Below are 24,147 nucleotides of genomic sequence, written 5' to 3'. Positions count from 1 at the left end.
TATTTGCACTTATGTTGGCGCCTGTTGTAAGCGTGATTAGTGTTTACTATATGGTTCAAGTAATAAAAAGTATGGGAAGTTGGATCAACTTTTAATTAATAGGTAAATAATTCGATTTGAGTAAGCTGATCGACTTAGTAAAAGCGCACGTAAATAAAGGCAGTGTAATTTAAAGAAGTAGACTTTATGAAACGTGCGATTTTCCCATTACCAATATTTGTGTTACCAGAAGGCTATACGCGTTTACGTATATTTGAGCCTAGGTATTTAAACATGGTAAAAACCGCACTACAAAATAATGTCGGTTTTGTACTGTGCACCTACCAGCACGACACGCCATTTAATATTAGCGCTCAGGGCTGTTTGGTCGATATTATCGACTTTGATCAAGACCCTAGCAATATGCTACTTATTGATGTGTACGCTGCTAAAAGCGTGCAAATAAATGACGTATACCAAGATGAAAGTGAATTGCGCCATGGCTTATTAAGCGATTGCAATACGCCGTATTGGTACAATGACTCCCACAGTGAAATTTCGGCTGATAATCAACGCTTGTCTGATTCTTTGCAGGACATATTTTTAAACAATAAAGAGCTTTCTAGTTTATATAGGCAAACCAAGTTTGATAATTTAGCCTGGGTAGCTGCGCGCTGGCTTGAACTGTTACCTATATCTATTGATAAAAAACAGCAACTTGCGTTCGAAAGTAACTTTGCTAACTTACTAAACTTCCTCCATACTGTGATTAACAATGAATTTGCCTAAAATAATGTGATCTGCGTTTAATTGCTTGGCGTATAGACATATACAAAAGCATACACGGGATTAATTATTATGGTAAGTCAACAACCCTCACCACGTTGTGAACCTAATACAGGTAAATATACTGCCATGCCAGAAACGCCAAGTGCAGAGCTTATGCAAGCTCTGCTTGATGTAGCTACTTCGCGAGACAAAAGAGCGTTTGCTTACTTATTTGAATATTTTTCGCCAAAAATTAAACGCTTTGGAATTAAGCAATTTGGCTCTGAGGCACAAGCAATGGAGCTTGTACAAGAAACACTAACCTCAGTGTGGCGTAAAGCGCATTTGTATCACAGCGATAAAGGGGCTGCGACGACTTGGGTATATACCGTAATGCGTAATGCCTCATTCGATATGCTTCGTAAAATGAAAAGTAATAAAGAAGAAAATATAAGCGAAGATATTTGGCCACTTATTAACGAATCTCAAGATACAACACTCGAATTTAGCGACCACTTGGAAGATCAACAAATTAAACGTTACCTAGACAAACTACCAACCGCACAGCGAGAGGTAGTCAGAGGTGTTTATTTCCAAGATATGTCGCAAGAGCAACTTGCTCAACAATTAAATATTCCTGTAGGCACGGTAAAATCACGATTGCGTTTAGCCTTGCAAAAATTACGTAATGAAATGGGAGATCAGCATGATTAAACATCACCCTAGTGAATCTTTACTAGCACAATATTGTTCAGCGCAGTTACCTGCATCGTTAAGCGTTGCGGTATCTATACACGTTGATATGTGCCCAGTTTGCCAAGCAAAAGTGGCAAAACTTGAAGCCGCTAATGCAAAGGATGTATTTAGCGAGACACCACACGCCCCTGATGCATTAAATTTAAGTAACGACTTACAAGCACCAGATTTTGACGCTGACCTGCTAGATTTGATAACCGCCGATGCTAGCATTGATGAAGTTTACGAAGTTGAGCCGGTAACCGTACAAGTTAACGAGCATAACTACGAATTACCACGCGCCTTAACACGCATTTCGCATGGGCGTTTTACGCAAGTGGGTAAGCTTGCTCGCTCTCGCGTTGCTATTGATGATGGCCCATTGCGCTCAAGCCTTTTACATATTGGCGCAGGGGGCGAAATCCCCGAGCATACTCATACTGGTTTTGAAGTAACCTTGCTACTTGATGGTGAGTTTAGTGATGAAGAGGGCAGTTACGTGCCAGGAGACTTTATTTGGCAAGATGGCTCTCATCAGCACACCCCACTTACAAAAGATGGCTGTTTATGCTTTACAGTAGTCAGTAGTGCGCTACATTTTAATAAAGGGCTCAGTAAGTTACTTAATCCTATAGGTAACTTGATTTATTAAGAGAATTTATGCAAACAGACACAATAAAAATAGGTATTAGCGCCTGCTTAGCAGGCGAAAAAGTACGTTTTGATACAGGCCATAAAAAGTCTAACTTTTGTATGGATGAACTTGGAAAACATGTAGAGTACACGCGTTTTTGCCCAGAGGTAGCCGTAGGGTTACCTATTCCTAGGCCAACCATACGCCAAGTACGTGTGGGCGATACAATAAAAGTATGTCGCCCAGATGGCACTGGCGATGTTGGGCCTAAGTTAACTGAATACGGTAAAAAAGTAGCCACAGAGCAAGCTAAAAACCTAAGTGGTTTTGTTTTTTGTGCGAAAAGCCCAAGCTGCGGTATGGAAAGAATTAAAATTTATAACGAAGCTGGCACCGGCAATACCTCCGAAGGCGTTGGTTTTTTTGCTGAGCAAATAATGAAGCACAATCCATTACTGCCATGTGAAGAAAACGGCCGCTTAAACGACATGCATTTACGCGAAAACTTTGTAATGCGCGTGTACGCTTACAAACAGTGGCAGTTATTAGCTTCTGAGCCGCTCACAGTGCATAAGCTTACCCAGTTTCATTCCCAATATAAGTACTTATTGATGGCTCATAATTATCAAGCTTACCGCGACTTAGGTAATTTACTTGGTACTTATAAAGGTGATGATATTAACGCTTTAGCAGATGAGTACATTCTTGGGTTAATGAACGGCCTTAAAAAGCCTGCATCACGTAGGAATAACTGCAACACGTTAATGCACTTGCAGGGCTACTTTAAAAAAGACTTATCTAAGGTTGAAAAGCAAGAGCTACGCGATGCCATCGATGAATACCGCCAAGGTTTAGTGCCTTTGTACGTACCGCTTACTTTGTTAAAACATCATCTGAAAGTACACCCTAATGAATACCTAGAAAAGCAGGTGTTTTTTAATCCTTACCCTAATGAACTAAAATTACGTTACGGCATATAATGAATACACTTTTTTGGTTTAGGCGCGATTTGCGCCTTTTTTCTAACGAAGCGCTTATTGAAGCGCTAAATAATGGCGCTAAACAGGCCATTTTTTTTATCTGCGAAAAGCAATGGCAACAACACAACGCCGCTCCCATTCAAATAGATTTACTAAAAAGACGTCTCAATTATATACGCGAGCAGCTAGCGCAGTACGCAATAGAGCTGCATATTTTTGACGCTCCTTACTTTGACGATTGTGAAAGTGCGCTTTTATCATTTTGCGATAAACATCAGGTAAAACATGTAATTGCCAATAAAGAGTATGAGTTAAATGAAGTAAATCGTGATGCGCAAATACTTGCAAAGTGTGATGATAAAAAAATTACGTTTACCCTCTATGAGGGAGATGTAATAGCGCCTGTAGGCAGTGTTAAAAACCAAAGTAACGAAATGTACAAAGTGTTTACGCCATTTAAAAAACAGTGGCTTAAACAACACCAAGATACTCACTTTAGCTTATTACCGTGGCCTTTAAAAAAACAGCCGATAAATAACAACGCACAAGCAATTAAAAGTGATGGCAGCTCAGAAAAATGGCCAGTTGATGATGAAAGCTTAGCAACCATTGTTGATAATTTTATTTGCGACAAATTAAGTCGCTACGACGAACAGCGTGATATACCCAGCATTAAAGGCACATCGGGTTTAAGCCCTTATTTAGCTCTGGGTATTATAAGCCCTAAGCAGTTACTGGTTAATATTCAAAACCGCTACCCAGATATTTTAACAACATCTAAAAGTAAAACTTTTACTTGGGTAAACGAGCTTATTTGGCGCGAATTTTATCGTCATTTAATTGCGCAATTTCCTAAGCTTTCTCGTGGTGATAACTTTAACGAAAAGTACAATGGCGTTAAGTGGCGTAAAAACGAGGCTGAGTTTAAAGCCTGGTGTGAGGGAAAAACAGGTTACCCACTCGTTGATGCAGCGATGAGACAGTTAGTTCAAACCGGCTGGATGCATAACCGTTTAAGAATGGTAGTTGCCAGCTTTTTGACCAAACATTTATTAATTGATTGGCGTGAAGGCGAGCAGTTTTTTATGCAGCACCTTATTGATGGCGATTTAGCCTCTAATAATGGTGGTTGGCAGTGGGCTGCAAGCACTGGCTGTGACGCGCAGCCTTATTTTCGCGTATTTAATCCTATCACTCAAAGTGAGCGCTTTGATCCTAATGGTAAATTTATACGTAAATATTTACCGGAGCTTGAAAAAGTGCCAGATAAACATATTCATTTTCCTCATGCTTATTTAGCGTCAATAGGGGCTGATAAGCAATGTTACTGGCCGGCAATCGTAGATCATAAAGCAGCTCGCGAGCGTGCAATAGCTGCATTTAAGGGGTGATATGGAAACAGCATTACCGGTAGCAAAATTTGTAGAAATATATCAACAACTCGATAAATCAAACCTGCATTTGCTTAATGATATTTACAGCGAGCAAATTAAATTTAAAGACCCAATGCACGAAATACACGGGCTAAGCGAGCTTACCCGATATTTTTCTAATCTATATAGTAATGTTAAGCATTGTCAGTTTGATATTAGCGACACCTACGAGCGTGATGATAAAGCATTTTTGTATTGGACTATGCATTACGCCCACCCAAAACTGGCTTCTGGCAAAACTATATCGGTAGAAGGGCACAGTAAGCTGGTATTTAAAGAATGTAAAATTATTAACCACCGCGACTATTTTAATGTAGGTGAAATGCTATACAAGCATATTCCTATTTTGGGTGGCGTTATAAATTACATAGATAAACGAGCAGGGTAGCGATGAATATTTTAATTACAGGTGCAACCTCAGGTATTGGCGAGCAGCTTGCAATAAAGTACGCACAGCAAGGTAACACGGTAATTGCTTGCGGCAGAAACCTTGAAAAGTTAGCTGAGCTTGAAAAACACACCAACATTAAAGCGTGTCAGTTTGATGCCACAGACCTCAAAGACATAAAGCAAGCAACCCTTGGGTTTAGTGCTTTTGATAAGGTTATTCTTAACGCTGGTAACTGTGAGTATGTAGATGATGCCCGTAACTTTGACAGCGCTTTGTTTGAGCGAGTTATTTCAGTAAACCTGCTGGCAATGGGCTACTGCCTAGAGGCACTATTACCAAAAATTAGTGCGGGCGGGCAACTTGTACTTGTTAGCTCAAGCGTTACGTATTTACCTCTGCCACGCTCTGAGGCTTATGGCGCATCTAAAGCCGGGGTAAGCTATTTAGCGAAAAGCTTAGCAATCGACTTAAACGATGTTGATGTTACGTTAGTGCACCCTGGTTTTGTTAAAACCCCCCTTACTGATAAAAACGATTTCCCAATGCCTATGGCTGTTACTGCAACAGAGGCCGCCGATTATATGATTAAGGGGATCAATAAACGCCGTAAAGAAGTTCATTTTCCTTATCGGTTTACGCTTATTTTAAAAGCATTACGTATTTTACCGTTACCACTTTGGTTACGTTTAGCAAAAGGATTAGCCCGTTGAAAAAAATAGCAATAATAGGTTCTGGCGTATCGGGTTTAACCTGTGCTCATTTACTGCATAAGCATTACGATATTACTGTATTTGAAAAAAACGATTACATTGGTGGTCATACCGCGACAGTAGAGATATCTGATGCTGGGGTTAAACGCGCAATAGACACGGGCTTTATAGTATTTAATGACCGCACTTACCCGTACTTTGAAAAACTACTCGCGCGCATTGGCGTAGACAGACAAGAAACACAAATGAGCTTTAGTGTTCATAATCAAGCAAGTGGTTTTGAATACAACGGACACACCTTTACCAGCTTATTTGCTCAAAAAAGAAATATATTTAGGCCTAAGTTTTGGCGCTTGTTAAGCGATATAGTTAAGTTTAATAAATTATGTAAAGCAATGCACAGCGAGCAAAACTACCCTAAAGATCAAACACTGGGTCAGTTATTAGATACGCACGGCTTTAATGACTTTTTTAAATACCATTACATTTTACCTATGGGGGCGGCAATTTGGTCAACCAGCATCAAAGAGATGCAAAATGTAGGGGTTGAGTTTTTTGTAAACTTTTTTTACAACCATGGCTTACTTGATGTTACAAACAGGCCGCAGTGGTATGTAATCCCTGGTGGGTCTAAGCAATACATTAAGCCGCTTATTAAAGGTTTTGCAGAGCGGATAAAACTAAATACCGACATTGAGACGGTTACGCGTGTAGATAATAAAGTAATTATTACTTTTGAAAATGGCGAACAAGCTGAATTTGATAAAGTGGTATTTGCGTGTCACTCAGATCAAGCCCTTACATTACTTGGTGATGCGACTGAGCAAGAACACGCTGTATTAGGTGCAATCCCTTATACCGAAAACTCGGTAGTACTGCATACAGATACCAGTTTACTGCCAGATAGAAAAGCCGCCTGGGCTAGCTGGAATTACTTACTAAACGAAAACACCGACAAAGCAGCGGTTGTTACATACCAAATGAATATACTGCAAGGTATTGACTCAGATACACAATTTTGTGTAACCCTTAATCACTTAGAAGGGATTAACAAAGCAAATATATTACGTGAGTTTACTTATCATCACCCTGTTTTTAACGAAGCATCCATTGCCGCACAAAAACTCAAGCACACTGTTGATGGCCAAAATAATAGCTATTTTTGTGGTGCTTATTGGTATAACGGTTTTCATGAAGATGGTGTTCGCAGTGGGGTAGATGTGGCTAAGCAATTCGGTGTTGAATTTGAATAGCGCTGTATACTTAGGCGATGTGAGGCATCGGCGCTTTGCGGTAAAAAACCATCAGTTTAAATACCCGCTTTATATGATGTGGGTAGATTTAAAAAATCCGTTATTGCTTAATAACATTCACCCTATGTTAGGTACTTTTGGGTTTAAAGCACTGCGTTTTAATCAAGCCGATTATTTAAACACACTGCCAAACTCAGAGCCATTAAGTATTATTGAACGTGCACAGTGCCAAATAGAAAAACTAGGCGTTAAAGAGACGTTTTCGCATATTTATATGCTTGGCCAACTTAGGTGTATGGGCATTTATTTCAGCCCTGTAAATTTTTACTTTTACGGTAATAGCACCGATAACTTTAAATATATGGTGGCTGAGGTAAGCAATACGCCGTGGAATGAACGCCATTATTATTTGGTGCCCTTACAAAAAAAAGTGAACTTTAAGAAGGCTTTCTCCGTATCACCCTTTATGAATTTAGATATGGACTACCATTGGCAGGTACAACATACAGCCGATAACACATTAATTCATATAGAAAATAAACGTGGGGATGAGTTGTTATTCGACGCGTCTTTACGATTAAAGCGAAGTCAGTTAACGAAGCAAGAAGTTAATAAATTATTAAAAAAATTTCCTGCGATGACTTTGTCTATTTTCAAAGGTATTTATGTGCAAGCACTTAAGTTGTTTATTAAAAGGGTTCCTTTTTTAGGTCATTCAGGAAAACCTTAGTATAGTTAAACAAGCTTAGTTGCGGGTAGCGATACAATTATAAAGGGTTTAAGATGGAAAAAGTCTCGAGTATAAATTGCCAAGAGCAAACTGGTTGGTTTACAAACTTATATAAAAAGCTAGTCACCAAAGCCTTTGCAAGTATTGAAACAGGCCAAATAGTGTTAGTTGAGAACAGTCGCTCAACAGTATTTGGTCAACAACATTCAGACTTAAAAACCACGATTACCGTTAACGACACTGCCATGTACAAAGCATTTGCGCTATCTGGCAGTGTGGGTGCTGGTGAGTCTTATATTCTTGGGCAATGGTCATGTGATAACTTGACCAAACTCATCGAAATTTTTGCCATAAACCAAAAACAACTAGATGCTTTTGAAAAAAAATTCTCGTTTTTTAGTGGCCTAGCCCACCGTTTTAACCATCTCAAAAACAGCAACTCAGAATCTGGGTCGAAAAAGAATATCGTTGCACATTACGATTTAGGTAACGATTTATACGAGTCATTTTTAAGCGAGGAAATGCTCTACTCCTGCGCTGTTTATCCATCAAGAGACGCCTCTCTTGAGGATGCTCAACAAAACAAGCTTAAACAAATTTGTGAGCAGGTAGAGATAAACGAAGGCGATTCAGTTATTGAAATTGGCACAGGCTGGGGGGCGTTTGCGATTTACGCGGCCACACATTACAACTGCCATGTGACCACAACAACGATTTCTGATGAGCAATATGCCTATGTTGAAAACAAGGTTAAACAGTTAGGACTTGAAAATAATATAACTCTGCTCAAGCTTGATTACCGTTTATTAGAAGGTCAATACGACAAGCTTGTATCAATAGAGATGATAGAAGCAGTAGGACATGAATACCTACCAAGCTTTTTTAAGCAATGTAATAGCTTGCTTAAAGAAGACGGTGCAATGCTTATCCAAGCGATCACTATTGGCGATCAACGTTATCAACATTATTTAAAAAACTCTGACTTTATTCAGCAGTATATTTTCCCCGGTGGTTGTTTGCCTTCAATTAATGAGATGAGCGAGCAAATTAAGAACAATACCGATATGGTTATTCATACTGTAAGCGACATAGGCGCGCATTATGCTAGAACACTAGCCGATTGGCGCACACGCTTTATTGATAACTGGCACACCCTTGACAGTGACAAGTTTGATGAGCGTTTTTACAGATTATGGTTATTTTACTTTGCTTACTGCGAAGGCGCTTTTAGAACGCGAGCAACCAGCACCGTTCATTTAACGGCGCGTAAACCACGTTTTACTAGTCAAAATGACGAAATTGCCCTTAATTATTAATTTTGTGCTTTTTCAAACAGTGTGGTTTTTATCACTGTTTTTAGAAGCTCAATCTGTTTTATACACCTCTGGTATTGTTGTGCTTATGTTTGTTTTATCAAAGCAGCATAAGCTCGACGCGTTGCTTTTAGTAAAAGCTTTACCAATTGCGCTGTTATGTGAATACCTTGCTGTGCAGTTAAATCTTTTTGAATTTAAAGTATCCCCTTTTCCGCTTTGGTTAGCCTTGCTATGGGCAGCACTATTGCTTTGCTTAAACACATCAATGGCGTTTATTACTAACCTAAAACTTTGGCAAGCCTATTTAGTGTGCTTAGCCTTTGCGCCAATTAGTTATTATTCAGGTGCTCAATTTGGCGTGCTTAGTATTTATTCACCTGTGTGGGCATTTTGGCTTCTGTACGGCGCACTTTGGGCTGCTGCCTTTACATTAATTCTTATTATTAACCAAAAAATTAAAGCGATTATAAATTTTAGCAAGCAATAACAGGAGCTTGTATGAATATCACCGCAAAAATATGTGCAATAACGGCCGCAATGATTATGGCTACTTTTTTTACCCCATTGAGCTTTAGCGAAGAGCAAACTGACTTTAAAAAAGTGGGCGAGGCGCGCATGGAATATTTATTTTGGGATGTTTACGATGCAACGTTATATACCCGCTCAGGGAGTTACAAACAGGGGGCGCACCCCGTTAAATTTACGCTCACCTATTTGCGAGACTTTGCAGCAAAAGACATTGTTAAAGCCACTAAAGAGCAATGGCAGCATTTAGGTAAAAGTGATTTATCAGCTAAGTATGCTGATAAATTGCTCGCTCTTTGGCCAGACATTAAAAAAGGCGAGTCGTTAAGCTTACAAACATCACCAAGCGGTCAGGCTACTTTTTACCATAATGATAAAAAGTTAGGTGAAATTAGTGACTCGCAATTTGCCAATCAGTTTTTAGCTATTTGGCTAAGCCCAAACACCTCAGAGCCAGCACTTAGAAAACAATTATTAGGGATTTAACATGCGCAATATAAATAAATTTAAACAGCTATGTATTTTAATGGCCGCATTATTTTTAGTGAGCTGCTCCGCGCCAAAAGTAGAGCACTACAATAGCAGCAACCCAGAATTTGATTTTAAAGCGTTTTTTAGTGGCGATTTGAAAGCATACGGCGTTGTGCAAGATTATAAAGGCGAACTCACACGTAAACTTGTTGTCACTATGAATGCGCGCTGGGAAGGGAACGAGGGCGTTATAGAGGAAGACTTTGTGTATGACGATGGTGAAACACAAAAGCGTATTTGGTATGTCACCCTTAATGACGATAATAGCTTAGTGGGACGTGCTGATGATGTGCTTGGCATTGCAACCGGTAAAAGCGCAGGCAGTGTGTTTCATTGGAACTACAATGTGGCCTTACCCTATGACGGCAGTACGCTTGAGGTAAATTTTGATGATTGGATGTACCTGGTTACACAATCGCGCTTGATAAACCGAACGTCTATTGTTAAGTTTGGTGTCGAGGTTGGGGAAGTGACCTTAGTTATCGAAAAAATATAGAGCAGTGTGTTATTTAAAGTGTGCCTTTTGTGTACTTAAATTAAGTTTTAGTTAACCCAACACGCTGTATTTTACCGAGAATTATTAAAATTTTACGCATTTTCGAAGTATTTAAGCAAAAAATGCAATTTGCTGTTGCTAACTCCTTAAAAATGCATAAAGATAGGTTTTGCGAAGGCAAAATAATAACGAATAGGAATCTAACAATGAATAAAGCTCAATTAGTTGAAAAAATCGCTACTGATGCAGAAATCTCTAAAGCTGCTGCTACACGTGCACTTGACGCGTTTACTGGCGCTGTAACTTCTTCTTTAAAAGAAGGTAATTCAGTTGCATTAGTAGGTTTTGGTACTTTCTCAGTTAAAGAACGTGCAGCACGTACTGGCCGTAACCCACAAACGGGTGCTGAGATCCAAATCGCAGCGGCAACTATCCCAAGCTTTAAAGCAGGTAAAGGTCTTAAAGACCAAGTAAACCCTTAATTGGCGCTTTACAGAATTTTTTAAAAAAGAGCTATTTAGCTCTTTTTTTTTGCCTGTATTAAAGTAGTGAGCTTACCTAAGTTAAGCTTATTCCCACATGCCTAATTAGGTATCAATGCAGAGCGTTGTAAGGCAAGGCTTAACATAAAAAATCCCTGCTAATTGCTTAGCAGGGATTTAATATAAAACGCTTAAGCTTTAATTAATTACGCTTTTAATGCTTTGTCACCACGGCCGATCCCTACAGCACCAGAGCGCACCACTTCAATAATGTCGGTTTCATGGCGTAGGGTGTCTAAAAACGATTCTATTTTGTCTGTGCTGCTTACCAGTTGTAAGCTGTAGCTTTGGCGACCCATATCTAAAATAGCACCTTGGAACACGTCTACAACGCGTGTAACCGCTGCACGTGTGGTTTCGTCTTGGGCAAATACTTTAACAAGTAATAATTCACGTTCGATGTGACTCATTTCGGTCAAATCAATAATTTTAAGTACATCAACTAATTTATTAACTTGTTTAGTAATTTGCTCAACGATTCTATCATCACCCATAGTGGTAATAGTGATACGTGACAGTGACTCATCATCAGTGGTGCCCACTGTTAAGCTATCTATGTTGTAGGCGCGCTGTGAAAAAAGCCCAACAATGCGAGATAAGGCTCCCGGTTCGTTTTCTAATAAAATAGATAATATACGACGCATTATGCTTTTACTCCTTTACGTAACCACATCTCATCAATGCCACCTAGTTTAATTTGCATTGGATATACATGTTCTTTTTCATCAACGTTAATATCTAAAAATACTAAACGGTCGTTAATGCTCATGGCTTTATCTATAGCAGGTTGTAGCTCATCTAAAGTATCTACCTTTATGCCTACATGGCCATAGCTTTCAACAAGTTTTACAAAGTCAGGTAATGAGTCCATATATGAAGATGAATGGCGACCGCCGTAAATCATATCTTGCCATTGGCGTACCATGCCTAATGAGCGGTTATTTAGCGAAACCACTTTTACAGCCAAGTTGTACTGTAAGCATGTTGATAGCTCTTGAATATTCATTTGAATAGAGCCATCGCCGGTTACACACACTGACTCTTTATTAGGAAAGGCAAGCTTAACCCCCATCGCTGCTGGTAAGCCAAAGCCCATGGTGCCTAAGCCCCCTGAATTGATCCATTGGCGAGGGTTTTTAAATGGATAATATTGCGCTGCAAACATTTGGTGCTGACCCACATCAGAGCTTACATATGCGTCACCATTAGTGGCTTTATACACTGCTTCTATAACAGCTTGAGGCTTTATTTTGTCGCCATCGGTGTTGTAGCTTAGGCACTTTTGCTCGCGCCAGCTAATAATTTGTCGCCACCAATCCTCTTGTGCACTGCGATCAATTTGAATGCTACTTTTATCTATGCCGGTTTGCAGTTGCTCCATCACAGTGGCTAAACAGCCTACAACCGGAATATGTGCTTTAATCGTTTTAGAAATAGAGGTTGGGTCTACATCTACGTGAACGATGGTTGCATTAGGGCAAAACTTTTTAACATTATTGGTTACACGATCATCAAAACGCGCTCCCAGTGCTAAAATTACATCGGCATTTGCCATTGCTTTATTGGCTTCAAGCGTGCCGTGCATACCCAGCATACCCACGTAATTTGGGTGAATACCCGAAATACCGCCTAAGCCCATTAATGTATTAGTGATAGGTGCATTTAGCGATTCAACTAAGCGGGTTAATTGCTCAGAGGTGTTAGATAAAATAATACCGCCGCCTGAGTATATAACCAGTTTTTTAGCTTCTAAAATTGCGGTAACCGCTTTGCGAATTTGTTTAGAGTGGCCCTTTGTATTTGGGCTGTAGGTTCTAAGCTCTGTTGTTTTAGGGAAGTTGTACTCAAACTTAATAGCAGGGTTAAGCATATCTTTTGGTAGCTCAACAACAACGGGTCCTGGGCGGCCAGTACTTGCAATGTAAAACGCTTTTGCCAAAATAGCCGGAATTTCTTCAGCGCTTCTGCAGTTAAAACTATGTTTTACAACCGGGCGAGAACAGCCAACAATGTCGGTTTCTTGGAATGCATCGTCACCAATTAAGCTAGTAGGTACTTGCCCCGATAATACCACCATCGGAATTGAGTCCATATAAGCGGTAGCAATACCTGTAATACAGTTAGTTGCGCCAGGGCCTGAGGTAGCAAGTACAACACCAACTTCGCCAGTAGCTCGGGCATAACCGTCTGCCATATGGGTTGCGGCTTGTTCGTGACGCACTAAAATATGTTCAATGTCTTCTTGTTGAAAAAGTGCATCGTATAAATCTAAAACCGATCCACCTGGGTAGCCAAAAATATACTTAACCTTCAACTCTTTTAATGCCTGAACAACTAGTTCAGAACCATTATATTCTTGTTTGCTCATCCTCATTCCTCTGTGCGCTGTTTATGCATAAAAAAACCCCCGCGTAGTGCGAGGGTTTTTAAAAAGCAATTTCACTTTTTAATACATCCCCGCTGGGCTTATCACTAAGACCACTACGAGTACGATTAAAAGGTGAAGTTGTTTTTTCATAATTGTCACTTTATAAAAAGCAAAATGCTGCTTTAGATTAAAAATTCTATATGGGGTTATTTTTAAGGGTTTTACGTGCTTATGTCAACCTTGAAAGGGCTGTTTTGGATTGAAATTTCAAATTAATTTATTTTCATACTAAAAAGTTGCACGCTATTTGTAGTTATATAAAAAATATGAAGAAATTATGCTAATTTTACCGAGTAGCCATAATGGGTAAATAGGTGGTTTGAGCGCTGTGCTTAATGCATATATTAGGTATGATAGAGCAATAGTTTATCTGGGGAAGATACAGTGAAAAAAATAATATGGCTTGGCTTATTCCTTTGCAGCCTAAATCTTAACGCAGCAAATACCAGTGCGCATGACCCAGGTATTATTAACAAACAAAGAATAGAGTATTGGTTAAATAAACGCGCTGATACCCAACAAACCACTAACAAGCCAACGGTTGAAAGCTACTTAGCGAATACTGAACGGCTTAACCCTTTGCAGTTAAAACCTGTTTCTACTATGAAAGCCCGCTTAACCGCTAAGCAAGCCAATAAGCAGCTGCAATATGCAAGTGCGGCTAGCCCTAGCAACGCGCTAAATGAGGTTAAAGTACTGGCTATTTTAATTGATTTTCCTGATTTAAAGCACGATGACAATCAACTAGTTGATGATGATACCGACATGTATTACGAAAATTATACAAAGGAGCATTACCAACAATTGCTTTTTAATGAGGGTGGGTTTATTGGCCCTAATAATGAAATACTTAGCAGCGTATACGATTATTATTACGACGCATCAGGTGCTAGCTTAACTTTTAGCGGGCAAGTATATGGGTGGGTTAGGGCAGATAGTAATGCAAAAACCTATGGTGAGCGCGTAGGCAACACGCGCGATATAAATGTCCCCGCACTGATACAAGAAGCAGTCGAAAAAGCCACTGCACAATTTGATATTGATTTAACGCAATATGATTTAACAGATTTAGATGATATTGACGGCGATGGCATTATCAACGAGCCAAACGGCATTATCGACCATGTTATGGTTTTTCATTCCAGTATTGGTGAAGAATCCGGTGGAGGCTATTTAGGCGTTGATGCAATTTGGTCTCACCGCTACTACGTATTTGATGAAAACAGTGAACCTGTCAGTATTGCGGGTAGTAGCGTTAAGTTATCGGGTTATACGATAAATCCAATAGATGCCAGCATAGGTGTCGTTGCGCATGAATTTGGTCACGACTTAGGTTTAGCAGATGAGTACGATTTACAGTCAAATACCGTGGGTGAGCCTGTATCGTCTTGGTCAATAATGTCTACTGGTAGCTGGGCTGGTGGGCCTCGGGGCTCAAAGCCCGTTATGTTTAGTGCACAGGCGCTTGAGTATTTACAAAACAGATACCAAGGCAATTGGGTGAACCAGCTTAATTTAACCATGGAGGAAGTGAACAGCCAGCCTCAGCAGTCGCTAGTTTATACTAGCTCACTTTCTCAGCAGCAAAGCCAAATTAAAGTGACACTTGCGCAGCAGCTAGAAAAATTTAAAACCCCGGTTGAAGGTGATTTTCAATTTTACTCTGGTACAGGTAACAATCTAACACACACGCTCTCACAAACCGTGACCTTACCTGAGGCGGCTACACCACTGACACTTAGCTTTTTAGCTTACTACAGTATTGAGCGCGACTATGACCTTGTACAAGTAAAGGTAAATCAAACTCCTTTAGCTGGTAATTATACAATCGAGACAAATCCTTATTATGGCGATATAGGCCCGTATATAAGTGGTGATTCGTTTTTACATGCAGATGCGCAGCAACCAAATGGTTTTTTAATGCATGAGTTTGATTTAACACAATATGCAGGACAAACCATTACACTAAGTATTGAGTATATTACCGATACAAACACACAATATTATGGTTTTGTAGCCGATGATTTAAAAATAACATACAACAATACTGTGATTTGGCAAAATAACGCAGAGCAGCCAAGTACTAACTTAGCGTTAAATGGTTTTAGCCGCGTGAGCAGTTATATTTATGCTAAACCAGCCCACTACTATATACAGCTACGTGCGCACAGAGGTGTGGATGTCGGCTTACAAGCAGAGCAATATTCACCGGGAGTTTTATTATGGTATAGCGATAGTGCATTTGATAACAACAACACAACTGATCACCCTGGGGGTGGTTTTAATTTAGTGGTTGATGCGGATCAAAAGCCAATTTATCGCGGTACAAGTAGCACCACACTTGCAGATACACCTATACAAGTACGCGATGCTGCATTTAGTTTATATCAGCAAAGTGCAGGTTTAGGCGATCAAGACTTAGCTGCCATTAGTGAGTTTAATGATCATTTTGATTACAGCTTTACGCAGCAGGCTGAATCAGGTGTGGTGCTTACTCCCCCAGGGTTTAACTTTGAAATAGTCAGCCAACACCCTGGAAGTGAAACAGCAGAGCTCTTGCTTAGCTATGATGCGCTACAACAAATAACCACAACAGTAAACGAGGCAACCGTTAGCTTTAATGTACCCGGTTTAAAGTTAACCCCCACAGATACATTTTTATGGGACTTTGGTGATGGGCAATCGAGTACTGAGCTAAGTCCTACACATACCTATGCCGATTACGGCACCTACAGCGTTACCTTTTCGGCAATGGGTGAGACGACTACGCAAACACAAACTAAACAAATTAGTATCACAAAGCCGCTAGAAATTGAAAATTTAACGTATCAGTTAAACGGTGCGACTTTATCTGCTCAAGCAATCGTAACTGGCGGAGAAGCACCTTACAGCATGAGTTGGCTTATAGATGGTGAACCCGTATCGCAAACTGAAAACCTAGATTACCAATTTAGCTACTCTGGAGATTACACCCTCGCGTTAATAGTAACTGATACGCAAGGGATAAGTGTTAGCCAACAACATGCTTTGAGTGTTAACGCACCGCTGCAATTAAGTACACGCTATACTGCAAATAACTTAGCGGTACAATTTAATAGCTCACCATTAGGTGGATCTAGTAATTATACATATAGCTGGGATTATGGCGATAGCAGCCCACTAGGTACAACGCAAAACCCAAGTCATAATTACCAAGGTGCAGGTAGTTATTCAGTAAAACTTGTACTCACAGACAGTCAAACCAATGAAGTTATAAGTAGTGAGCTAACAGTCTCGGTACAAGAAGCGCAAAGTGAATCATCATCAAGTGGTGGGGCAATAGGTTATTTCATTGCGCTATTAGTGATAAGTGGGTTTTATCGGCGTACCAGCAATAAAGTTTAATGATTTTGTGAAGTAATACCAATCGACTTAAATGTCTAATAACTTAACACCAGTGGTATAAAAGGAGATGTTCACTGCATTAAAAATTCTATTTAAAATAAATAGCGTAGTTATGCCAAGTGATGTAATTAGCAAAGGTTAAAATACAAAAAAGCCAGCAATATGCTGGCTTTTTAGGCTTAAAACAAGATTAACCTTGTTAAATTATAAACGGTCGATTACTGATTGAGTGAAATCAGTTGTACCGTGGCTGCCGCCTAAGTCACGTGTTGTGCGATCGCCAGATTTAATTACATCAGCTACAGCGCTTCGAATACGCTCAGCCGTGTCGCCCATATCTAAGTGCTCAAGCATTTGGATAGACGCTAAAATTACTGAAGTAGGGTTTGCTAAGTTTTTGCCAGCAATATCTGGTGCACTACCGTGAACGGCTTCAAAAATAGCAGCATCTTCACCAATGTTTGCACCTGGTGCCATACCTAAACCGCCAACTAAACCAGCACAAAGATCAGATAAAATGTCGCCAAATAAGTTAGTTGTTACTACAACGTCAAACTCTTCTGGTGTCATAACTAGCTTCATACATGTTGCGTCAACAATCATTTCAGTTGATTCAATTTGCGGGTAACGCTCAGCAACTTCACGTGCAACTTTTAAAAATAAGCCAGAGGTAGATTTTAAGATATTTGCTTTGTGTACTGCGGTTACTTTTTTACGGCCTTCACGTACTGCTAACTCGTAGGCAAAAGTGATGATTTTCTCAGCGCCTTCGCGAGTAATTACAGATTTAGCTTCTGCTTCGTTACCGTCTTCGCTTACTACTTGGCCTAAACCTGAGTACATACCTTGGGTATTTTCACGAATAGTAATGATATCGATATCATCGTAACGTGCTTTAGTACCAACAAAAGATTTAACAGGGCGTACGTTTGCGTATAAACCAAACTGCTTACGTAATGTTACGTTAATAGACGTAAAACCTTCACCTACCGGCGTCGTTAGTGGACCTTTAAGAGTGATTTTGTTTTTAGCGATTGTATCAATTGTTTCTTGAGGAAGTAGCTCGCCAGTTTTTTCTAGTGCAGCAAGGCCTGCATCAACAAATTCATAATCAAAATCGCAACCTGCGGCTTTTAATATTTCAAGTGCTGAGTCGATAATGCTCGGACCGATGCCGTCGCCTTTGATCACTGTGATGGTTTGTTTGGCCATTGACTTTTCCTTTAAAAGAATAAAAAACGCACATAAATTATTACTAATAATAGTAACTGCTTGTTAGGTCATTTATGTGACGTATGTGGATATATTTTGAGGGCGCATTTATACCAACTTATCGCCCATTTTGCCAGTTTATACTATAAATACAGGGTATAACCTGTGCTTATAGTCAGCATAAGTGACTTAAATGCTGTTATATAGCGATAAGCCTTGCAGTTGCGCAAAAAAATCATCCTCAGATTTAAAGCCTTGTGCTTTTAGCTGCGCATTTAAAGTTTGTTTTTGCCAAGGCGTTAAAGGCAGAGCGGGTTTAAAAATAGTTTGCGCCACGACCTTTAAACTAATCCATAATTTGTGCTGCTCGTTTAGCTCTTTTTTAGGTTGTTGTTCAGCATCGAGTAGGGGCTTGGTCCATGGATTATCACTCAGTAGTTGTGTTAATTCTGTATTTAAATGTTCATTATTAATCGTTTCCACCCCAAAAAAGGCTGCTAATGGGGCACTATAGGTTTGGTTAGGCACGCTACTTATGGTTACTTTTGCACAGAGCTGTGCACTGCAATGGGTTAATAAATAATGCACGTAACCATAGAGGGGCAAGGCTATATGTTCAAATTGCTGTTTTGGGTTATTACTTACTATTAAAGCTAAAATATTAATAAAGCTATTAAGTTTATTCAGTACGATGTGTTTGTGTGGATGATGTGATGTATCCACTAATTGCTCAAATATAACCCGCTGAATAATCGCCGGTGCATTATCGTAGCCGACCATCGACAAGCTATGGCGTAAGTCTTTGGCGGCTTGGTGCTGATTGTTATAGGGCCTGACTGCTTGGCAGAGCTTCTGTGTTATTTCACTAAAAGGGGCCAGTAACTTATCTAAGCCTTTAAAACCATATTCATGCGCTACTTTTATATGACTCACTAACGCTATTAATTCGGCCTTTGAGCTTATCTGCGCCGGGGCCTTACGTACCAGGTGCTCATTGTTCCAGGCTAAAAATAATACCCGTTTATCAGTACATAGCCATTGCAGTGGTTGATCTTTAAGTGAGGTTTTAACCTTGTACCACGCCAGTTTTTTCTCATTATTGGCATTAATAAGTATATGCTTATTAGCCTCATCACTTGCTAAATAAACCATTGCTTGGTCGCTGTAAACAATTTTACTGCCTGGCAGGTGTGGGCCTATATGCGCTATTAAATCCTTAATTAACCTTTGCGCAAATGGGTTAGCTGTTTTGACATACAATTCACCCAAAGCTTTGTAAAAATTTAATGGGTTCTTTTTCGATGTATAGGTGATGTTCATCGCGATAATATTACTTAATGCACACAAGGTTATGGCATTGTCATATAGCATTATGTCGCTAGTACTTAGTAACGCTTGCTTATACTTATTTAGTTTAGCCAACATACGCACGCTATTTTGAGTAGGGTGCTGTGCACTGAGCAACACTTTTGCTGCTAGCTGATGGCGAAAACGCCATATTTTTTTATCGCTGAGTGTAAGCATTTGCTGCTGCGCAATTTTATTATGCTGCGCTACAACGCAGCAATGCTCTACCAATGCAACACCAATATAAAGCTCGGTTAGTTCGTCATCAAATTGCTGGCTAGCGCACAGTGCTGTGCTAATAACACATTGGTTAATAACGAGGTTTGTAGCAAAGTCGTAGTGGCTGGTGTACAAGCTTAAACGCGCTTGTAAAGCGTGCGGGTGTTGCTGATACAAAACGCGATAATGCTGGGCTGTTTGTACAACAAGCGGATAAAGATGTTGCCACTGCGTTTTGTCACTATAAATTGTTAGTATTTGATGTGTGTTGTGTAGTAACCGCACTAACTGTTTTGAAATAGGCTCATCCATTGGCCATCACCTGATCTTTTCCTGATAAGTTGTATAGGCGCTGGGGCCCCATAAAAATAACTCACCATTTTTAAATAATAAGCCGGTGCATTCATCCATCGTGGTTATGCCATCTGAAGTTTGGTGCTGAGTACGGTAAAAAACAATCTGCCATACTTGGTCTTTATTACGTTTGGCATAGGTTAAATCGGGGCTTCCTAAATAATCGAGTACACTGTTTAAGGTAACCGCCTCATCAATTGACAGCTTTCTTATGTAGCGCTCGTTAAAGGCCTCACGGTCTTGCCAAATCATTGCTTGCGGGTCATCTTTATAAAAGGTGATCACTAAAGTCGCAATGAGTGCATACAAGCCTAACCCTAATATTAAGTATCTTATAAACTTTTTAATCATTTTTAACTCACACTCGCAACAATAAAGTGAGTATATGTTGTACGCTTAAACAGTGCTATCAACATGCGACTAATGCAACCTTAACTGCTTTAAACTAAAACCTAGCTGTATATCTGTTCGCAAAGTGACTAATTGTTTAGAAATAACATACATGTCTTTTTGCTCAACTAGCTTTTTTTGAATACTGCTTGATAGGGCATCATCTTCTATGGCGCTATCTATGCTTTCGTAGGTATTTACAATAAGCTGAGCCGATTTAGTCCCTATGCCTTTAACGCCGGGTACATCGTTAGTTTTATCACCCGCTAAGGCCCAAAAATCAATAAGTTTACTTTGCTCAATACCAAAACGCTGCTCAATGCTGTCGCAATCTAGGTAGGTCTTTTTAAAATAATCGTACACACAAATATAGTCGTTCAAAAAAGGTAAAAAACCCTTATCGGTAGAAACAATGGTACTGTTTATCTTATTTTTTGCAGCTTTGTCGGCTAAGGTGGCTATGATATCGTCGGCTTCATCGTTGAGCGGTTCAAATACAACGATGCCCGTTTGCTCTATAGCTTCTTTAAAGTTGTGCAGCGCATTTTTAAGCGTGTCGGGCATGGGGGCCCTAGAATGTTTATATTGCTTATAAAAGTGGTAGCGCCAGCTTTTGTCGCCATCAAAAACAGCTATAGCGTGAGTGGCATTTGTTGACTGTAAAAGCTTTTTGCAAGCATGTGCTACGCGCGCGCAACTGGCCTTTAGCATCTGCTCTTCACTATGGTGTGTTTGGTTAGCGTCAACTGCGTAAATGCGCCTAATTAAATTAAGCGCATCAATTAAAAGTAAATGGGGTTTCAAATAGTCAAACTCATGCTTTTATTTCATAACAAGGGATATACTTACTACCGGGTAACTTCATACGACCTTGGTCTACAAATGCTTGTAATAGTTTATCCATATCTTTCATTAAATCAGGCTCACCACTTAACACATAAGGTCCATGTGCTTTTATAGCGCGTAGGCCTTCATCTTTAACATTGCCAGCAACAATCCCCGAAAACGCTCTACGTAGATTAGCCGCTAATTGCTGCTTGGGCTGTTCTAGGTGCAAATCTAAACTTGCCATGTTTTCGTGCGTAGGTGCAAAAGGTTGCTGAAAATCGTTATCGATTTTAAGTGTCCAGTTAAAGTAGTAGGCATCGCCTTGGCTTTTACGGTAATTACGTACATTTGCCATAGCTGATTTTAATTTTTGCCCTACTAGCGCTGGATCATCAATGATTACTTCAAACTTATCAAGGGCTTCTTTGCCTAATGTTAGCTCTACAAACTTACATAACTCGCTAAAGTATGCTTCGCTTTCTTTAGGGCCGGTTAAAATAACAGGCAAACACTGTTTTTCGTTATCTGGATGCAGCAAAATACCTAATAAATAAAGTAATTCTTCTGCAGTACCTGCACCACCTGGGAATATAATAATTGCATGCGCCGTTCTAATAAATGCTTCAAGGCGCTTTTCAATGTCGGGTAAAATCACCAGCTCATTTACAATAGGGTTTGGCGGCTCTGCGGCAATTATACTAGGCTCGGTTAAACCAAGATAACGGTTTTCGCTAATACGTTGTTTAGCATGGCCAATAGTGGCACCTTTCATCGGGCCTTTCATTGCCCCTGGGCCGCAGCCAGTACATATATTTAAACCACGTAAGCCAAGCTCGTAACCTACTTGTTTTGTGTATTTATATTCTATTTCGTTAATTGAATGTCCACCCCAACACACAACCATATTTGGTTCGCTGTTAACGCGCAGCGCCCCGGCGTTTCTAAGCATATCAAATACCATGTGGGTAATGGCTTTTTGTTCTTTAAGATCTTTTTCGTACTTTTGGCAAATAAATAAAATATCGCGGATCACCGAAAAAATATGCTCGTGAATACCGGTAATTATTTCGCCATCAACAAAGGCGGTTTCGGGAGGGTTTTCTAACTCAATTTTAATGCCGCGCTCGCGACTGACTAAACGAATATCAAAGTCTTGGTATTTGTCGTAAATTTCATTACTTGCGTCTGTGTGGCTGCCTACATTAAGGACGGCTAAGGCACAGTTTCTAAAAAGTCGATAACGTTCACTGGCTGAAGATTGCTCTAATAAATCAACTTCCAATTGTGACAGTAAATCTAAAACCCCAGTCGGGTTTAACTGTATTAACATCGGCATTCTCCTTGCTGCTTAAAATGTAAAAACTGCATGTCATCTACTTTAGCACTCAAACTAATTGAGAATTATGACATTATTTACTCATACAAAGGCGATCCCGACCCGTTTTCTTTGCTTCATAAAGGGCGTCATCTGCTCTGTCGAATGCTTTGAGCGGTGTATCGCCTTTTTTAAATTGTGTAGCGCCTAACGAAATGGTGATTTCTATTTCTTTTTCTCTAAATTTAAAAGGAATATTTTTAATCACTTTTCTAAGTTTTTCAAGCGGCTGCGCTGCGTTTAACAACGAAAGCCCAGGCATAAGTAGTACAAATTCTTCTCCGCCGTAGCGGGCTATAAAATCAGACTGCCTTACTGATTTTTGCAGCGCCTTTGCAATAACTTGTAAGGTTATATCGCCTGCAGTATGACCAAATCTATCATTAATTGACTTAAAGTGATCCACATCAATAACCACTAGGGTAACATCCGAGGCTTGGACATTAAATAAGTGAAGCTCGTGATTGTAACGTTCATCAAAAGCCGCTCTATTAGGAAGTTTTGTAAGGCTGTCGAGTAAACTTTTAAAGCGTTGCTCGTTTAGGCGTTTTTTATATTTGGTTAGTTTGCCTTCTAAGCTGCCAATTCGCTCGTTAATTTCATCAAAGCTGGCAATCAGCGTTTCGCGGTCTTTTCTTTCTAGCTGCTCTTTAGCAATAAAGTCTTGGCTGAGTGATTTTAGCTCGTTATCAACTAATTCTTTTAAAGAGGAAATAGACGTAGCAGATTGGGTTTGCTCGTTTAAATGCTTTATTTTTCCTTCAATACGTTTATTTAGTGTATCGAACTCTTCACCCATTGATTTAGAGTGCTGGCTGGTAGATACAATTGATGAGTGCAACTCTTCTAATGTTTGGTTAAGCGAGACTAAAAAGCTTTGTGCCGATTGGCGCTCTTTACTGATATTTTTGACCACGACGCTTATTATATTTAAAGCAGCTTGCAGCAGGGCTTCTAAATTATCGTTTTCGGTAATTGTATTTTTTATTTGTTTAATTTGTTCAGTCGATTCATCCTCTAACACCAGCTCATTTGCAAGCTCTAACAGCTTTTTAGCCATACGAGGAGAAGCATTGGTACTTGTTTCATCCGTGATTGAAAGCTTGCTATGCAAAGCATGGTGATAAAAGTTAATAAGCTGATTTAATATCGGGATGTAGTCGTGCGTAGACTGTACATTATTAATTTCGTGGTCGAGTAAATGTCTTAAGGTGCGGCGGGTATCATCTGGTAAGCCTTTGGTTTTTTGTAAAAGCTTACCGGCTGTTTGTACGCTCGAAAACAGCTCTCGCTGATGGGCTGTTTGTAACGCCTCTTGGTTTTGCAGTAACAATAAAATGTCATCTATTAAAGGGGATAATATTTCAAACCCAACACCTTTATTTAGCGAACTTCTAAATTTGGCGAGTTTATTATCAAGCTCAATATCAAGCCCTTTACAGCTTAAAGACAATTTTGCAGTTAGATTTGATAAAGTATCAACTTGGAGCTTACGCGCATTTTCAATGGCTACCCTTGCTTCAATTGCTTGCTTTAACTTTTTATCTACAGCGTTAGAGTTTTCAGACACCTAAGCATACCGCCATT

The 24,147-nt window shown here is 39.7% G+C and carries 23 protein-coding genes; 15 read left to right on the top strand and 8 right to left on the bottom strand.

The features are described 5' to 3' along the window. Nucleotides 1-186 precede the first annotated feature (186 nt). The 14 genes from PAT01_RS03020 (at nt 187) to PAT01_RS02955 (ending at nt 10,963) form a co-directional block, all read left to right on the top strand. Nucleotides 187-768 (top strand): LON peptidase substrate-binding domain-containing protein, encoded by a 582-nt coding sequence (locus tag PAT01_RS03020; protein ID WP_004586417.1) that lies wholly within the window; start codon nt 187-189, stop codon nt 766-768. A gap of 69 nt (nt 769-837) precedes the next feature. Beyond that, entirely contained in the window at nt 838-1,461 is a 624-nt protein-coding gene (locus PAT01_RS03015; protein WP_004586416.1) for a sigma-70 family RNA polymerase sigma factor, read from the top strand. After that, nucleotides 1,454-2,134, top strand: a complete 681-nt coding sequence (locus PAT01_RS03010) for a ChrR family anti-sigma-E factor (RefSeq protein ID WP_054981919.1) — start codon at nt 1,454-1,456, stop codon at nt 2,132-2,134. The genes PAT01_RS03015 and PAT01_RS03010 overlap by 8 nt, the downstream gene beginning before the upstream one ends. Nucleotides 2,135-2,142: 8 nt before the next feature. Continuing rightward, nucleotides 2,143-3,096, top strand: a complete 954-nt coding sequence (locus tag PAT01_RS03005) for a YbgA family protein (RefSeq protein ID WP_096042971.1) — start codon at nt 2,143-2,145, stop codon at nt 3,094-3,096. Further along, a complete protein-coding gene (gene phrB, locus PAT01_RS03000) occupies nt 3,096-4,487 on the top strand; it encodes a deoxyribodipyrimidine photo-lyase (protein WP_138577219.1) in 1,392 nt (463 codons plus the stop codon). The genes PAT01_RS03005 and phrB overlap by 1 nt, the downstream gene beginning before the upstream one ends. A 1-nt stretch (nt 4,488) precedes the next feature. Beyond that, nucleotides 4,489-4,917 carry a nuclear transport factor 2 family protein gene (locus PAT01_RS02995; RefSeq protein WP_138577217.1) on the top strand — a complete coding sequence of 143 codons (429 nt, stop codon included), beginning with the start codon at nt 4,489-4,491 and terminating at the stop codon, nt 4,915-4,917. A gap of 2 nt (nt 4,918-4,919) precedes the next feature. Continuing rightward, on the top strand, nt 4,920-5,630 hold the full coding sequence (locus tag PAT01_RS02990; protein ID WP_004586411.1) for an SDR family NAD(P)-dependent oxidoreductase: 711 nt from the start codon (nt 4,920-4,922) through the stop codon (nt 5,628-5,630). Continuing rightward, complete coding sequence (locus tag PAT01_RS02985) at nt 5,627-6,883, top strand: NAD(P)/FAD-dependent oxidoreductase (protein ID WP_138577215.1); 1,257 nt, start codon at nt 5,627-5,629, stop codon at nt 6,881-6,883. Before PAT01_RS02990 ends, PAT01_RS02985 begins: the two co-directional genes overlap by 4 nt. Further along, nucleotides 6,876-7,613 carry a DUF1365 domain-containing protein gene (locus PAT01_RS02980; RefSeq protein ID WP_054981923.1) on the top strand — a complete coding sequence of 246 codons (738 nt, stop codon included), beginning with the start codon at nt 6,876-6,878 and terminating at the stop codon, nt 7,611-7,613. The genes PAT01_RS02985 and PAT01_RS02980 overlap by 8 nt, the downstream gene beginning before the upstream one ends. A 53-nt stretch (nt 7,614-7,666) precedes the next feature. Continuing rightward, the gene (locus tag PAT01_RS02975; RefSeq protein ID WP_029774496.1) at nt 7,667-8,929 is read left to right on the top strand and encodes an SAM-dependent methyltransferase; all 1,263 of its coding nucleotides are present in this window, start codon (nt 7,667-7,669) and stop codon (nt 8,927-8,929) included. Beyond that, the gene (locus PAT01_RS02970) at nt 8,904-9,416 is read left to right on the top strand and encodes a DUF2878 domain-containing protein (RefSeq protein WP_138577213.1); all 513 of its coding nucleotides are present in this window, start codon (nt 8,904-8,906) and stop codon (nt 9,414-9,416) included. Before PAT01_RS02975 ends, PAT01_RS02970 begins: the two co-directional genes overlap by 26 nt. Nucleotides 9,417-9,466: 50 nt before the next feature. Beyond that, nucleotides 9,467-9,940 (top strand): chalcone isomerase family protein, encoded by a 474-nt coding sequence (locus PAT01_RS02965; protein ID WP_055254401.1) that lies wholly within the window; start codon nt 9,467-9,469, stop codon nt 9,938-9,940. A 1-nt stretch (nt 9,941) separates the two neighbouring features. Next, on the top strand, nt 9,942-10,481 hold the full coding sequence (locus PAT01_RS02960) for a DUF3833 domain-containing protein (protein ID WP_024031747.1): 540 nt from the start codon (nt 9,942-9,944) through the stop codon (nt 10,479-10,481). Between the two features lie 206 nt (nt 10,482-10,687). After that, on the top strand, nt 10,688-10,963 hold the full coding sequence (locus tag PAT01_RS02955) for an HU family DNA-binding protein (RefSeq protein WP_004586404.1): 276 nt from the start codon (nt 10,688-10,690) through the stop codon (nt 10,961-10,963). 206 nt (nt 10,964-11,169) lie between these two features. Here PAT01_RS02955 and ilvN read toward each other — a convergent pair whose 3' ends face one another. Then, nucleotides 11,170-11,667, bottom strand: coding sequence for an acetolactate synthase small subunit (gene ilvN / locus PAT01_RS02950; RefSeq protein WP_004586403.1), 498 nt, complete (start codon nt 11,665-11,667; stop codon nt 11,170-11,172). Continuing rightward, nucleotides 11,667-13,391: an acetolactate synthase 3 large subunit gene (locus PAT01_RS02945; RefSeq protein ID WP_138577211.1), complete on the bottom strand. Its 1,725-nt coding sequence runs from the start codon at nt 13,389-13,391 to the stop codon at nt 11,667-11,669. Before PAT01_RS02945 ends, ilvN begins: the two co-directional genes overlap by 1 nt. Before the next feature lie 444 nt (nt 13,392-13,835). Here PAT01_RS02945 and PAT01_RS02940 point away from each other — a divergent pair, with 444 nt between their 5' ends. Next, nucleotides 13,836-16,835: an immune inhibitor A domain-containing protein gene (locus PAT01_RS02940; protein WP_138577209.1), complete on the top strand. Its 3,000-nt coding sequence runs from the start codon at nt 13,836-13,838 to the stop codon at nt 16,833-16,835. Nucleotides 16,836-17,039: 204 nt separating this feature from the next. Here PAT01_RS02940 and PAT01_RS02935 read toward each other — a convergent pair whose 3' ends face one another. The 6 genes from PAT01_RS02935 to PAT01_RS02910 all read right to left on the bottom strand — a co-directional run bounded on the left by PAT01_RS02935 (nt 17,040) and on the right by PAT01_RS02910 (nt 24,130). Beyond that, nucleotides 17,040-18,047, bottom strand: coding sequence for an isocitrate dehydrogenase (locus PAT01_RS02935; RefSeq protein WP_004586400.1), 1,008 nt, complete (start codon nt 18,045-18,047; stop codon nt 17,040-17,042). 189 nt (nt 18,048-18,236) lie between these two features. Next, nucleotides 18,237-19,925: a hypothetical protein gene (locus PAT01_RS02930; RefSeq protein ID WP_138577207.1), complete on the bottom strand. Its 1,689-nt coding sequence runs from the start codon at nt 19,923-19,925 to the stop codon at nt 18,237-18,239. A 6-nt stretch (nt 19,926-19,931) separates the two neighbouring features. Further along, nucleotides 19,932-20,318: a DUF3192 domain-containing protein gene (locus PAT01_RS02925; RefSeq protein WP_004586398.1), complete on the bottom strand. Its 387-nt coding sequence runs from the start codon at nt 20,316-20,318 to the stop codon at nt 19,932-19,934. Between the two features lie 69 nt (nt 20,319-20,387). After that, nucleotides 20,388-21,161: a flap endonuclease Xni gene (xni, locus tag PAT01_RS02920; RefSeq protein ID WP_138577205.1), complete on the bottom strand. Its 774-nt coding sequence runs from the start codon at nt 21,159-21,161 to the stop codon at nt 20,388-20,390. A 10-nt stretch (nt 21,162-21,171) separates the two neighbouring features. Then, nucleotides 21,172-22,515, bottom strand: coding sequence for a nucleotide 5'-monophosphate nucleosidase PpnN (gene ppnN, locus PAT01_RS02915; protein WP_138577203.1), 1,344 nt, complete (start codon nt 22,513-22,515; stop codon nt 21,172-21,174). Between the two features lie 79 nt (nt 22,516-22,594). Continuing rightward, nucleotides 22,595-24,130: a GGDEF domain-containing protein gene (locus PAT01_RS02910; RefSeq protein WP_138577201.1), complete on the bottom strand. Its 1,536-nt coding sequence runs from the start codon at nt 24,128-24,130 to the stop codon at nt 22,595-22,597. Nucleotides 24,131-24,147: the final 17 nt, after the last annotated feature.

This window comes from Pseudoalteromonas atlantica, assembly GCA_007988745.1.
Lineage (GTDB): Bacteria > Pseudomonadota > Gammaproteobacteria > Enterobacterales > Alteromonadaceae > Pseudoalteromonas > Pseudoalteromonas atlantica.
This window is presented reverse-complemented; position numbering and strand designations above follow the sequence as displayed.